This window comes from Eudoraea chungangensis, from assembly GCF_029360665.1.
GTDB classification, from domain to species: domain Bacteria; phylum Bacteroidota; class Bacteroidia; order Flavobacteriales; family Flavobacteriaceae; genus Eudoraea; species Eudoraea chungangensis.
This window is the reverse complement of sequence record NZ_JARDUB010000003.1, coordinates 488,402-502,823: the sequence shown is the minus strand read 5'-3', so window position 1 is coordinate 502,823 and position 14,422 is coordinate 488,402. Positions and strand designations below refer to the sequence as shown.

General features: G+C 37.4%; 11 protein-coding genes and 1 other RNA gene. 2 read left to right on the top strand and 10 right to left on the bottom strand.

The genetic code is table 11. From position 1 onward, the window contains the following. Positions 1 to 2 precede the first annotated feature (2 nt). From PXG98_RS09040 to ssrA, 8 genes are all read right to left on the bottom strand, one after another. Positions 3 to 2,216 carry a DUF748 domain-containing protein gene (locus tag PXG98_RS09040; RefSeq protein WP_276390433.1) on the bottom strand — a complete coding sequence of 738 codons (2,214 nt, stop codon included), beginning with the start codon at positions 2,214 to 2,216 and terminating at the stop codon, positions 3 to 5. A 140-nt stretch (positions 2,217 to 2,356) separates the two neighbouring features. Next, complete coding sequence (locus tag PXG98_RS09035) at positions 2,357 to 4,216, bottom strand: DUF3604 domain-containing protein (RefSeq protein ID WP_276390432.1); 1,860 nt, start codon at positions 4,214 to 4,216, stop codon at positions 2,357 to 2,359. A 4-nt stretch (positions 4,217 to 4,220) separates the two neighbouring features. Further along, positions 4,221 to 5,186, bottom strand: coding sequence for a transporter (locus PXG98_RS09030; protein WP_276390431.1), 966 nt, complete (start codon positions 5,184 to 5,186; stop codon positions 4,221 to 4,223). 33 nt (positions 5,187 to 5,219) lie between these two features. Then, positions 5,220 to 6,356, bottom strand: coding sequence for a DUF6515 family protein (locus PXG98_RS09025; RefSeq protein WP_276390430.1), 1,137 nt, complete (start codon positions 6,354 to 6,356; stop codon positions 5,220 to 5,222). Between the two features lie 22 nt (positions 6,357 to 6,378). Continuing rightward, the gene (locus PXG98_RS09020; RefSeq protein ID WP_276390429.1) at positions 6,379 to 7,110 is read right to left on the bottom strand and encodes a DUF2092 domain-containing protein; all 732 of its coding nucleotides are present in this window, start codon (positions 7,108 to 7,110) and stop codon (positions 6,379 to 6,381) included. A gap of 661 nt (positions 7,111 to 7,771) precedes the next feature. Beyond that, entirely contained in the window at positions 7,772 to 8,320 is a 549-nt protein-coding gene (locus PXG98_RS09015; RefSeq protein ID WP_276390427.1) for a GNAT family N-acetyltransferase, read from the bottom strand. 387 nt (positions 8,321 to 8,707) lie between these two features. Then, positions 8,708 to 9,769: a DUF481 domain-containing protein gene (locus PXG98_RS09010; protein ID WP_276390425.1), complete on the bottom strand. Its 1,062-nt coding sequence runs from the start codon at positions 9,767 to 9,769 to the stop codon at positions 8,708 to 8,710. Positions 9,770 to 10,149: 380 nt separating this feature from the next. Further along, positions 10,150 to 10,546: a transfer-messenger RNA gene (gene ssrA / locus PXG98_RS09005) on the bottom strand. A gap of 141 nt (positions 10,547 to 10,687) precedes the next feature. Here ssrA and PXG98_RS09000 point away from each other — a divergent pair. Then, the gene (locus tag PXG98_RS09000; protein ID WP_276390424.1) at positions 10,688 to 11,893 is read left to right on the top strand and encodes an NAD(P)-dependent oxidoreductase; all 1,206 of its coding nucleotides are present in this window, start codon (positions 10,688 to 10,690) and stop codon (positions 11,891 to 11,893) included. A gap of 3 nt (positions 11,894 to 11,896) precedes the next feature. Here PXG98_RS09000 and PXG98_RS08995 read toward each other — a convergent pair whose 3' ends face one another. Together PXG98_RS08995 and PXG98_RS08990 are read right to left on the bottom strand one after the other, a co-directional pair. Continuing rightward, complete coding sequence (locus PXG98_RS08995) at positions 11,897 to 13,012, bottom strand: Sb-PDE family phosphodiesterase (RefSeq protein ID WP_276390422.1); 1,116 nt, start codon at positions 13,010 to 13,012, stop codon at positions 11,897 to 11,899. After that, a complete protein-coding gene (locus PXG98_RS08990; protein WP_276390420.1) occupies positions 13,012 to 14,025 on the bottom strand; it encodes a transglutaminase domain-containing protein in 1,014 nt (337 codons plus the stop codon). Before PXG98_RS08990 ends, PXG98_RS08995 begins: the two co-directional genes overlap by 1 nt. On the opposite strand from PXG98_RS08990, the gene PXG98_RS08985 reads away from it, so the two are divergent. Continuing rightward, the gene (locus PXG98_RS08985) at positions 14,024 to 14,404 is read left to right on the top strand and encodes a DUF1801 domain-containing protein (RefSeq protein WP_338150230.1); all 381 of its coding nucleotides are present in this window, start codon (positions 14,024 to 14,026) and stop codon (positions 14,402 to 14,404) included. The genes PXG98_RS08990 and PXG98_RS08985 overlap by 2 nt on opposite strands. Positions 14,405 to 14,422: the final 18 nt, after the last annotated feature.

Here is a 14,422-nt window from a genome sequence, read left to right as displayed (position 1 = left end):
GATCATGGTTTGTTAATACTGTCGTTTGCTATGGCACTATTATCGTCGAGCATAGAATATTCTAGCTGAAATACAGGAATGGAGCCATTATTTAAGGGTTCCTTTGGATCTGCACTGCGTATAATAATCTGTGTAGAATCATTTATTGCTGAGAGATAATCTTGGGCATTCCTTATTCTTGCCTTATTGTATTGACTAGATAATGAATCCATTTCTGTGGGATTTGCTAATTCTAAGATAGCCTGCTTTATATCCAAAGAGTCTTTGTCTATTTGTTTTCTTACATAGGCATAAAAACCATCTTGGTCTTTTAGGTAGTCTTTTTTCTCTTTCTTCCAATAGAGCTCACCAACTGTAGCTTCAGCAAGGGCTTCTTTTTGGAGTACTGGATCTACATAGTATACCATATCTATTTCTAAACCTTCTTTTTTCTCTTCCAAATCCAGCAATAAATCAAATTGTCTGATTTGTTTTTCTGTTGGGATAGTATCCAAATACGTATATTCTATAGATTCTAACTCTTTTGGATCGCCACCTACTAGTCCAGCGAGAAAATTTACAGGTTTGGCCACGGCATTGGCAATCATATTTTTAAAAGTTGTCCATACAATTTTACCAACATCCACTTCTGGGTCATTGAGGTCTCCTCGTACAGGTACGTCTAGATTAATATCCCCGTTTTTATCTTTTAATAGAAATATGGCAAATTTTAGAGGAAGATTATACAAACCTTTAGCCTCACTGTCTACAGATACATTTTTTACTAAAAGCCGGTTTTCGCTGACAATATCTCCGTTGGTGATTTTAGAATTGCTGTAATAAAACATATCTCCTTGTAAAATATTATGACCCGTATAGTAGCTGGCATAAATATTCAGATCAGACAACATAAAGCGTTCTACTGTAATGTCTATAGACATAGTAAGCAAATTAGATGGGTCATAACCTACCTTGGCATCTAAGGTGCCTCTTTCATTAAGCAACATCTGTGAATAAATATCAATCCAATCAGAATTACTAGCAATACTGTCGGAATCAATTTCTATTTCGCTTAGGTGATAATCGAAGGCTTGGCCGGTTAAATTATCGGTGTAGTCTAAAACGGTATTATTTACATTGAGGTTATTAATTTGATAATAAAGGTTTGTTACGGCGGTTGAATCTATGTCTATATCAGGATTTTCTTCCTTTTCATACTTTGTTTCCTCCATTTCCCGCACTGCATCCAACTTAAAAATCCTAAAGAGATTATTGGAAATAGAGTCTAACTGAAATTTTACATATCCTTCCGATATTCGAAGGGAATCTATTTTATAAGACTCTTGGTCATAATTAATTTCTTCTAGTCTGCTATGAATACTTTTGGTACCTAGAAATTTTTGATCTGTTTTATCCGTCATGGCAAAATCAAAAATATCGGTAGTTCCCGAAAGTAGAGCCTTTTTAGGTTCGTTAATATTTCCCGTGATCAATAATTCACTATTCATTCTGCCTTCAAATGAATTGATATGAGCGTACTCTGCAACATACTCGTAAAACGGATCTAAGTAAAGGTCATTAATGCTTATTTCACAGTCAAATTCTCCACTTGCCGGATTGATATTTAAAGTAGAGGCGAAATACCCCCCTCTCTTAAATTTAAATTTAAAATCGGCATTACTCTTGTCGTTTTGATCCCAGCCAATAAAGGGTATAAAAAATGAAAAATCATCAATGTTTGTCACTTTTCCCACATTCTGATCATCATAGGTGAAATAGGACTGTTTCAGTTCTAGATTGGAAAGACTGTATTTTAAAGGTTTTTCATTCAGAGTGTCTTTGGGAATACTATCTGCTTCGGTATGGAAGGCTATAAGATCATCAAAGTTGAATACAGAATCTTTTTGAGTGATTTGGACATCCAAGCCCTGGAGTAAAAAACGTTCCAATACAATTTCATCCTTTATATAACGATATGGTTCTGAATCCACAATTAGGGTATCAAAGGATACAAAGACATCTTTATCATTTGCTTCTAACATTTGAAAACCATAAACTTTAACGGTTCCGGTAAAATAATTGACACGCAATTTTTGCATTTCCAGCTGTCGTCCAAACAGTTCTTTACTATTTTTAATGATATAGTTTTTGGCAATAACTGGAGAAAATAGTAGGAATAATATGACTAGCCCGGCAATCCCAGCCACTACCCAAAGAAGTATTTTTTTTAATTTCATCTATGCTTCTGAATATTAATAAAACATTACAGCTTCTATATTTCTATTTCTGATAAGTAAGTTTTGGAAGATAAGAAATATCTAAAATTTGTGCCAATTAGTGAAGAGATTAGTTGCCTCTTAGTTTTGTTTTATGCTCATTATTTTGGTTTATACCATATTGGACTACTCCAGGCTCTTTCTACAACGGTTTTGGCTACCGTTCCTGGAAATTTTACACCTTCCCTTATTTCATCGTATAGATTCCAGCGAGCCGTTGGCAATTGCAGTACTCTTACATAATAAAATGCTCTATTGGAAGGATTAAAATCAGGATCTCTCCATTTTGTCATAAATTCAGAATTGCCCTTGGAGGTGTCAAAAGCACCTGTCTGTAAATCTACTTGCGCATCCGTTGGTGTTACCGTGCCATCAGCTTTTTTTCTGTTGTCTGATGCGGCAACATTAAAAATTTTCTCTTTTAATTTGCCGTTTTCATACCATCCCTTAACAATCTGTACTCTATCTAAATTTGCATTCATAGGGTCTTTTAATGCCCAAACTAAAAATGATGGCTCTTGCCCCTTGTCTAGTTTTAAATCGCCCCCCATGGGAACACCTTTGGCATATCCGTCCTCAATAAAATCATCATAGGTCTCGTAGCTTTCTTTGTAGTTGTACCCTGCAAACAACCGTACTTTTATCCTTGGGCCGCTAGTGGCAAAGGTTTCTCTCTTATACAAACCATCCCAAATATCTTCTCTGGTATTTCTCTGTGCCCAAACACCGGTTATAGATCCTGGGTTTATATCATAGGCCTTGGCCCATCCATCTACGGTATTTTTAACACGATTTTCGGCTGTTGCATCTACATATCCATGACTTCCAGTAGCGTAATTGTCTTCTTCCACATTACTCATTAAGCCATTGTGATTGTCTGTGCCGCCATTGAATCCTAGTTTATAAGGATTAACACCCAATTCATCTTCGTATTGCAGACCTCTTTTCAATGCATAACGAACAAAATTTTTCTCTTCAAAGGAACGCCCGCTGTAGTTTTCTAGAGATTGTGCATTTTCAAAATTGGCAAACTCATCATTTGGCCAAAAGTTGGGATGAACTTCTGATGCCCCTTTTATTTGCATTATTTCTATAGTCCGTTCGTATTTTTGACGCATTTCGGCATATCCTTGCGTAATAGGCTCCCCATTAGGCATGTTTTCGTCGAACATCATTCCTTTACTAGCATTGGAATTATGAGGAATGGCCAATGCGGTTGATCCATTGTGCCCAATTTCTTCTAACCAGTTCCATAGATCGGTCTCTCTATTAGCTTCAATGTAGCTAACCGGTAAATCTGGTACTATCGTATCTCTAAAAATGATATTTCTATGCAAATTGCCCCCGTTGGGAGCGCCAGACCACTCGAAGGCGTGTAGGGTTGTAAATTTTCCAGGAATATAATTAGCTTCTGTTTGCTCATTCATAATTTCCCATGCACTCATAGTAGACATTGATCCTTCAAAGAATTCCAAATGCTGTGGTTTTGAACTGCGATTATTTTTTACTACCAATTCTACAAACAGTTTGAGGCCTTCTTCAAGACCATCTACTTCACGCAAGGATTTAGCCTGCTCGTTATTATAAGCTTGTGCATTAGGGTTTAATACCGAGTACATTTCCCCAATATATTCCGCATGATCTGTGACTGCTGCAAAATCTAGTGGCCTTTTTAGTTGCATCGTTTTTCCGGTAGACTCAAGGAGTATTTCTTCGCCTTGTGCAAACTTTAAGGCCTGTCCGGCACTTAATCTATTTCCGCCAATAAAGGCGTCAAGCGAATACTTTGTATGCAAATGTGTTTCTCCAAAGAAGGCTTCTTTATTCTCGAAAAAAGGAATTACCTCTTTTCTTTGATCGGCTAAAGAAGTATCCGCTTCTGCAGCAGCTTTGCTTCCTTCTTTACATCCCAAAAAACATATAGTACCAAGACAGACTAAAAAATTGAAGAAATATTTCATCGTTTTATTTATTAAGGTTCATATAAGTAAATACCAGATTTAATCTAAGCATAGTAGTTTCGGCATTGCTATTACTAAATAGGTTTTGGCCATAAGAGGTGTATGCCGATAAATAGGGCAGAAATTGGTAGCCTAAACTTAGGCCACCGCCCAGATAGTTTATTTGATTGCCATCTTTATTGCCATCTACAATTGTTTCCCCTCCTACTTGGTAACCCAAATCTACGCTTCCCCATAACTTTTTTGAAAAATTATGACTAAGGTGCGATTCTAACCAAAAAAGTGGCTTTTGTTCTGTTTTGTTGGCGCGGGAGCTTCTAGCAGGATCGTTATTATCGGTAAACATTTGAATTTTAGGGACTAGTTCAATCCAAGTTGCCTTATCGCTTAGTTCTTTGTGTAAAGGAATTAACAAGGAAGATCTAACTTCTATAGCAAACCTATTTGTTCCTAAATTGGCCAACTTTTCACTATCATAGCTGCCAGAATACCATAGTCTAAGTTGCCCCAAAAGAGATACCTCAGGTTTGTTCTGACTAAATTCTTCTAGAGTTAAAGCGTTAGCGTTTAAGAGTCCAATTTCGAAGGCCACAAAACCATCAGAAAATCCGCTAAAGTTGATTTCAGGAACTACTTCTGAAGGAAATCCAGGCAAATTATTTTCTGGATCTATTTTCGCAGAGCCGCTTCCCGGATTAACCATTGCCAAGACTCTGGCATAGCGGTTTCCAATGCCAAAAGTGTGAAAAAGAGTTATCGGAAAAACGTCAATTTTAAATCGGGCACCTTCCACTAAAATGTTTCCTGCCGGTGCCAAGTTCTGGTCTAAATTAAGATATTTTGGGTTTAAGCCCCAGACACCAACTGGGGCCAGAAGATTGCTTCTTGGACCATCACCTTGGGCATAGCCAGTAAGATACCCTGTCCAAATTATACTGGTAATCCCCAGTATATAGGTCCTAAATTTCACCTTTGTAATTTAAAATATTAAGCCGATTTTAGATTAACTTTCTTCTTTTACCTCTGCTATTTCGTACATGTCTTTACCGTCAACCTGAATAGGCTGGTAGTAGGTTTCTCCAAATTTCACAAAGGTTTGTTCTCCCACTTTAACTTCTTCTCCTCCTTCCGGCAGATTAGGAACAATCGTGCCTGCGGTTGCTGGTACTACAATATATCCATCAGCGTTTTCCTCATAAAAGGCACCCGCATAGTAGTAATTATTTGTTTCGTTGACCTCTACCTTTTCTGCTTCTTTGGGAATATCTGGGACCTGTGCGCCAACAGGAGCCTGGACCGCCACAAAACCTTCTGGAGTTTTCAAATAATAGGTGCCATTGTCATAATGATATTCTTCCTCCTCGGAACTACTATCATTACTGTCGCTAGTTATGCTTACTATGATAGCCGTAGTAGCCAAAGTTGCTACGAAGAATCCCCATGGATGATAATAAGGGCCATAATAAAATGGTCTATAAGGGTGATAGAAATAAGGTCGGTGGCAATAATAGCCAAAGCCTCCGTATCTATAAGGAGGCCTTACATAGGCTCTGGAACTTCCTCTTACATAAGTATTACGATTATTCCGAACATTGATGTTGGTGCTGTTATCAATATTGATATTTCTTTTACTGCGATCTACATTTTTAGTTCTGTTTCCAGAATTGTTACCAATATTATCGCGGGAACGATTGCCATTGTTACTCCTTACATCTGAAGTCCTCTTATTGGTATTACCTGTAGAGGGTCTGCTAACTTCACGGGTATTCTTATTGGCAGTACCACTTCTGTCTCTTGAAGAAGCTTGGTTGTTGGTAGACCTATTGGTACTTCTATTGGTCGCAGATTTATTGCTGCTGGAAGGTCTGGTACTCCTATTGGTAGACTTATTATGGCCCCCATTTATAGATCTTGAAGACGAAGCTCTATTGTTAGTGGCCCTATTTGTGGTTCTACTGGTAGAAGGTCTGGCAGATCTGCTATGACTTGCTCCACTTGGCCTAGACATGCTTCTACCTCCACCTCGAGAGGCTCCATGCCCCATGCGTTGCGCAGTTAAGGATTCTACAGGTAATAGTAATGCAAGAAGCATGACAATAAGTCCTGCACTAATTTTTGTTTTTAGGTTATAGGAATTCATATTGTTTTTTTAAAATGGTGAGTTACGATTTTTCAAGAATGTCGATTAATTTAGCACTTTTAGGAGGTAAAAATTCAAATACCGAAGATGGAATGGTGGGGTTTAACTCCCATTTATTAAAGACCGATTCAATACGCAGGGTTTGCTCTCCTTTTTGAAGAATAACAAAACGTTTCGGCAAATTCCAATTACTACTGGAAACCCAAAGTTGAAAATTCATTTTATCATTCAATGCTCTTATATAATAGCACTCTTCCCCATCAATTACAGTTTTACCCAAGAATTCTAGGGTATCAAAGCTATCCAATATGTCGTCTGTAAATGACGGGTAGAAAAAATCAGCGGCTGGGAATTGAAAACCAAAGCGCAAATTCATTTCATCTATCATCTCAACCGTATTATCCGGAGCTTCTAGGGTTACGTAGTTGTTTTCGTCAAAAGAGTAATAGCTGGCATATAGGCCGTCATACCAGAATCCAATTCTTCCCGTGTTTCCAGTTTTTTGAAATACTAGATTGTTAGGTCCATTCATGGTAACATGACTAACACTGTAATTACTTCTAATTTTTTTGGAATCATCTTGGCGGTCCGTTGTAGTTTCTAAATAGAAACTGACCGACTCTAATTCTCCTATTATGTCAGCCATCTTATCTAATATAAAAACAGCTGTAGAGTCAATATTTCTTTCAGGCTGACTTATACCGAGAAAAGGCAGACTGCAAAAAATTAGTATTACTAAGTACTTTTTAATCATAATTATAGTGTTAATGGTTTAATGTGCTTTGGTGAACTAAGCGTGTTGTTTGGACAAAAGATGTTTTTTCTTTGTCACCTAACTCCCTTTGATTCGTAAAACTTATTTAATATTTTCTGTTTTTCATGCTAATCGCACGGACACGCATAACATCGGGGGAGGATGTTTCTGATATAATCAATCTAAGGTTTACCAAAAAACAAATTTATCGAAGATTGACAGGTATTCTTTTTCATTTTTTATGACTACAAGATATTAAAAAATGATATGTAGTAGGTTTTTTTCAGAACTTTTTTAAGCAGTCAAACAGCAAGATTTTTAAGAATATTTAGAAAAAACAAGTTGAGCCCTTGGAGAGAGTTTTACTTTTCTTTGGGGGACTTGGTTATAAAATGATAAGGTGTTTTATTACTAAGGAGCTTTAGTCTATTAGGATAATTCTGGCAGCTGAGGATAATTTGTAGTTACCATATTCTAGCCCAAAATACGTATCTGCTGAATTACTTCGGTTCCTGTTTTCTTTTTGCCGCAGTCCTGCACAGGGTTCCAAAATTTAAGCCCGTTATGAGGTGTTCATGTTTTAAGAGGGAAGTTCATAGTGTGCTTTTGACAATACAGAGTTATTTGCCAAGGGTCATGACTATATCCTGTTTTAGTTTTATTAGCCCTTTAGGTCATTTCTAATTTCATACCAAAGACACTTTTCATAGTCGGGATATTCTGATAAATTTGGGTGATTAAATTCTCCTCTCTTAAGCATATCCAGTTTTTTCATTACTTTTTCTGACTTACTATTGTTAATGGTACACGTAGATACAATTCTATTGAGATGCAGCTCTTTAAAGGCAAAATCTAAGCACCTTTTGGCCCCTTCGGTAGCAAATCCTTTGCCCCAAGCACTCTTTTTTAAACGCCATCCGATATCTGTGGCAGGATTAAATTCTGCCTTATAGTCCTGTCTGGCCAAACCAATAAATCCGATTAATTCACGGGTTTCAATTAGCTCTGTAGCGTAATAGGTATAGCCGTTTTTTATGTAATGATTGTAAAGACGTTCTATAAATTGGACGGTTTCGTCAGTGGTTAATAGCTTGGGAAAATGTTCCATGACCTCAGGATTAGCATTTATTTTAGCAAATGCTTCCAAGTCGTTTTCTCTCCAATTTCGAAAACCCAATCTGTTAGATTTAAAGAGGTATTTATCTTTCATATTCTTATAATTCGTAAAAAAACTTTGGATAGCTATGTTCTGGAGTACCGGGAATTTACCATTTAGTTAAATCTTTTCACGCTCGCTTAGGCAAGATGTGAATATGGCCCTCTAGATTTCTGTTCATGCGTTAACCTATTTGCTCAACCTTCCTCATTACAAAGCAAAAAACCTTCTACAATATGGAGGCCTTTTTACTATACCTTTGATCAATAGGTGATTTGCGCAAAAATGCCATGGGTTTAGGTATTGTTTTAAAGCTGTCCCTAGAAATTAATCATAGGTAAAGATATATGTATTATTTTGTGAGGCTTAGTTCTTAATTAACTCTAATAATTCTCAAACGGAGAAATTCTTAAACTCTTACCTTTAAAATTATATCGCTAACTACCATTCCCATCCAAAGCCTGTGGTAAAGATATAATCCACTTCCTTTCCTACTTCAACCGGTCGGTTATCATAGTTTAGGGTAAAGCCTGCTCTCACATAGAAGTCTTTGATAAAAAGATCATCGTAGATGGCATCAAATCTAAAGTCTGTACGAATACGACCAGATTCCACGGAGGCATCATTAATAATAGTTGGATAAAATACTAAGCTGGTAAGTAGGTTTAAATCTCCAATATCATACAAGTTGAGCTCAGTTGCTATATATCCTTCCATAGATTGTCTGTTAGGTGCTGTGGTGGTAGTACCGTCTGGGTCTAAAACGGGCGAATAGGTCTCGCTGGTAAATGCAATACCGCCGCCAACATTCCAGTAAAATGTGTTGGTACGTCTTATAAAATTTCCAACACCAAGCTTGGCCGTAGATCTTAAATCTAAACTCTGTTCTGTATTCGAAAGAAAATCTAAATCTGCCCCTAAATTCCAATCAGATGGCAGGAAATACCGAAACCCTAAACCTGCATCATTTCTTTGAATATCTGACACATCATCTTGGGTGGTTAATAGGGTATTGTAATACAAATCTGCTGACCATCTATCGGCCAAATAACCCATACGCAAGTTTCCATTGAGTTGCCGTTGATTATTGGCTTTTGTCAGCGAAAGACCAAAGTCGATGTTGGCAGAGAGACGGCTTAAAAAACTATTATCCACACTATTTATATTGACTACATCATCTTGGGCAACTGTTAAGTCTTCACCATCTTCATTATCAATAAATATTTTTCCTTCCCCATCACTTCGGAACGTACCATTAATTCTTGTCCCGTCGGAAAGGGTAATGAGGTAACGCTGGGCTGCCGTCATTGCCTTGATATCCTCCCAGGTAATTTTAAAATCATCATCGGAATACGATGGTTCAATCGTTAGAACACCTTTGTCCATGCTTTTTAAATCGCCTACAATAAGATCTCCATTGTTGAGATGTAAAGTGTCATTTTGAGCGATGCATACCAAAGGAAAAATAAGGAGTAATAAAAATAAAGGGTAGTGTTTTTTCATTGTATTTTGTTTAGATAGTAACGTATTTAGTATAGTCTTGCATTAGCTGAACCAGTTAGCCTTATTATACATAAGGCCCTTATTTTAAATTTTAACTAGAAAATCTATTCCGGGGGGTACAAAAATAACATACTGGGGCTAAGCTTGAAAATATTTTTTCTTCAGGACACAAATATGGAGCAAGTTTTTATGGTAGCTAACACAGGTTTAGATTGGAGGAGCCCGGAAGAGTAGTTCCTTTAGCAGTGACTGTTCACCCCAGGCCAAATTTGCAAATAAAAATACCCATCGTTAATACGCTGGGCATCTTAAAGCTATCAAAAATAGACAAACGAGCTTGGTATGTTTTCACCATATAAGCTGCTGTGTATTTTTGAGTGTAGTGGAGCCGGGGAGAATCGAACTCCCGTCCAAACAAGCAATTGCCATGCTTTCTACATGTTTAGTCCTTATTCGGTTTTCGATGCGCAACTGACCAAGAACTGCCCATTACGCACTTAGCTTCTTAAGTTTTGACGGACTATCGAAGCTATAGCCCATCTATGTTGACTTTTATGGTGCCCCGAAAAAGATCGCCGTCAACAAGGGCTATCCAGGGACATCTCGCTTCCCCGCCTAGCGGGGACGAGGCTAAATCTTACTGTAATTCAGATTAAGCGGCAAGAGCGTAATTATTATCGCCAATTAAAAGTTTGAAATATGAGTTTTGCGAGCTGTATCCCAGCGCTCGACATGCTTACATCACCATTGGTCTCGCTGTCAAAACCAGTCGGCCCCATAAATTAAAGAACATCCGTTTTTAAAACGGTTTGCGAAGTTATGAAATTTCTCTCTTCTTCTATTAAAACTACGCTTGGGAATTTGTTGTCTTCCTAAAATCCATGTACATTAGAACAATATTAATACCAATTTTCCAATATGATTTTCGGAATTATAAAAGAACGAAAAAATCCCCCGGATAGGCGGGTTGTCTTGTCTCCCAACGCCTGTCAAAAAGTCCTTTCAGAGCATAAAGGGGCCTCTATAGTAGTAGAAGAATCGGACATTCGGATATTTGCCGATCAGGAGTATCAAAATGCTGGGATCCCATTGACAACTGAAATTGGTTCTGCAGACGTACTTTTAGGAGTAAAAGAAGTCCCAATAGATGCATTAATTTCCGATAAGAAATATTTCTTTTTTTCGCATACCATAAAGAAGCAGCCATATAACAGAGACTTGCTGCGTGCTGTTTTAGAGAAAAACATATCACTTTATGACCATGAGGTAATTACAAATAGTAGTGGTAATAGGCTAGTGGCATTTGGCAGGTATGCTGGGATTGTAGGCGCCTATAATGGTATAAGAGCTTTGGGGATAAAGGAATATATATTTGATATTCCTAAAGCGAAAGACCAAAAGGATACAAAGGCCCTTATTAATACGCTCAAAAGCCTTACTCTGCCAAATATAAAGGTGTTAATTACCGGTAAGGGTCGGGTTGGAAATGGTGCAAGAGAAATACTCGTTGGGATGCAAATGCGAGAAGTAGACGTGGATAGCTTTTTAAAGGAAGAATTTGAAGAGGCAGTATTCTGTCAGATAGATGTTTTGGATTACAACAAAAGAAAGGACGGAAGCATTCTAGGGGATAACGACTTTTTTACACACCCTGAGGCATACATATCAGACTTTAGGCGTTTTGCCAAGGTAACAGACCTCTATATGGCCGGACACTTTTATGGAGAAGGGGCACCTTTTATATTTACCAGAGAAGATGCCAAAGCGAAGGACTTTAATATTAAAGTAGTGGCCGATATAAGTTGTGATATTGATGGCCCTGTGGCATCAACCTTAAGGGCTTCCACTATTGAAGATCCCATCTATGGTTACGACCCTACGACTGAAACTGAGGTGGAATATCAGCGCGAGACCGCTATTGCCGTCATGGCCGTAGATAATTTACCTGCAGAAATTCCTAGAGATGCTAGTGAAGGCTTTGGACAGGCCTTTGTAGATTATGTAATTCCAGCTTTTTTTAATGGGGATAAAGATGGGATTTTAGAAAGAGCGCAAATGACTAATGGGGGAAAACTTACTCCAAGGTTTGCCTATTTACAAGACTATGTGGATGGCAAGGAATAAGGCCTAATCTACTTTTATTTCCCAACTTATTACAGGATGTACTTTTGGAGCAGTATAGGCACCCATGGCTTTTAATTCTAGATTTATCTTGTCTTTAATGTCCAAGGTTTTTATTTGCAAATCAAGGGTTTTTCCGGCTTCTATGGTGAAGAGTGGCGGCTTACTATAAAAACTATAGGGCATGTTATTTTCAAAGAGTAAATCGCTACTGCTAATATTCTCTAAGGTAACTTTTAAGATGGAGGTTTTAGGTAGATATGAAACTTCCTTAATGACCACAGAAGCTTTAATTAGAGGTCTTAGGTATTCTTCTTTTCCTACCAATAAATCATTGTAAACCGCTACCGTCTGCCCCTTAAATAGAGCTTCGCGCAAGCCTTCCAAACTGCGATTCTTGCTAAATACCAAGGTAATTGGTCTGTGCATTCCTTTTTCTGTATAATCCCAATCAATGAGGCCATGTATATCGCTGGTTCCCATGATAGTTAGGTTGTTGTCTAGCGCTATTTGTAAAGATTCTTCCGAATAATCGAAGGTATTGATTACTTCTATGCCATGGAGTTCTCCATTTTTTATCCGTTCTTTTTGAAAATCACTCAGAATTGGATTCCCTTTTGGTCTTTGAGCGTACCAAGCTGGATGGTTCCAGAAGACAAAGGCATTCTGCTTTTTTGCTTCGACAAAAGGACTTGCAGCATCTTCTGCCAAAAGTGGGTTGGCATTCGTTATAAAAACGGCATTACTGTGTCCTACCGGTTCCGATCTGGTTATTTCAGACCCATGTACAATTAAGAGATCATGTGCTTTTGCCTCCTCCAAGGCTATTTGATAGGACCGGTTCCTATCCGGATGGGGAATATCCTCTTTATGAGGCTGGTATTCCAGATGTTCAGTCAGGGATATGGCGTCTAAATTTTCTCGTAGAGCTTCTTGTACTCTTATGTTTGGCCAAACATTTCCATCTGAAAATACCGTGTGCTGGTGTAAATCTGTTTTTAGAGTAACATATCCTTCAATGTCAGGGTAGCTAAGGGCCTGAGCCCCAGTGTGGCTATGGCTTTGTCCAATAACCAAGCACGGGAGACTTAGTAAAAGAATCAGGAATCTAATATTTTTCATTATTTGGTGTTTTTTTCTATTGGTTGGGGAATGCTAGGATCAACTATTTTAAAATTTAATATAGGTTTATTTTCCATAAAAATGGTTAATAGACTATGATCTTTATGTAATTTGTTTCTTAATCGTATTCTGGATACATAGGAATTATCCTTTATTTTTCTAAACCCTAAACGTCTATACTCTCCGGTTCCATGTACCAGATAGTACATACCGTGTTGGGGAGGAAGGCTGTCAAAATAAATATAATTCAATATCTCATCAGATTTTTTTAAAATACCTTTGGTATCTGAAGACAGTGTAATGCCTTTTCCAAAAAACTCAGGATAGTAATATGGCGCGCTGTAAAATTCTTTTGTACTAATAGGGTTTTTTAATAGTTGCCATTCCGGGTTATTCGGATGATTGTTTTTGGCAAAGTCTTCAGGTGCAGTAAAAAAGAAATGCTCTTTGTATTTTCGAATAAACTTTTTGCTATGTAGGTCTATAAAACCAGAACCCCCGGTGGGATCCATCAGTTCCCATTTTCCATCAATTTTTACCGCATTCCAGGTGTGGTTTTTGTAAATATTTTTAGTTACGTTGGTTTTTATTTCAGTTTTAGAAACGCCAACTATAACCTTCGTTGGTAATCCAAATTGCATACATAATTCATTGAGAATTAGAGAGAATTCTTTGCAAACACCTTTTTTTAAACGAAAGGGTTTTTCAATTTTTTCAAGTGCAAGTATGCGTAATTTCTGGTGTTTTTCATATTTGTTTTCAAAACTAATATAAACCTTACGATCCCAGCTGTCATCTGGTATTTCTTCGTACGTCATATTATAGGTTAGCCATATAAATGCGGCTCGTACACGATCTCTATCTTCCTTAAAATCGTTCTGAATTCTATAACCTAAATCGTTTATGGTATTAAAATCAGGGTATCTCTTTACTCTAGAGTCTACATCAGAAAAATCATTTGCAAGTACAAACGAATGTATTACGCACAAAAAAGAAATAAATATCTTCGTCATGTCTTTTTCCTTTAAAGATATGAATCCTGCAGAGAATTACATACTAAATCAAGAAGAACCCTACAGGGGAGTATTACTGTTTTTACAGACTTTTATAGAAAATACTATTCCCGAACTTGAATTAAAATATAAGTACAAGATCCCTTTTTATTACTTAGAAGGGAGGCCATTTTGTTACCTTAATCAGTCTAAGAACTATGTTGATCTTGGTTTTTGGATGGCCGCACATATAGAAAAGAATAAACCTTATATGACTAAAGCGGGAAGAAAGGTTATGCGTTCGCTTAGGTACCGATCTCTTGAGGATATAAATCCGGAAATTTTAGCGTCTGTCTTAAAAGAAGCGTATGGGTTAAAAGATCAAAAGTTTTATAAGTAGTGAAGATTTACATTAAAA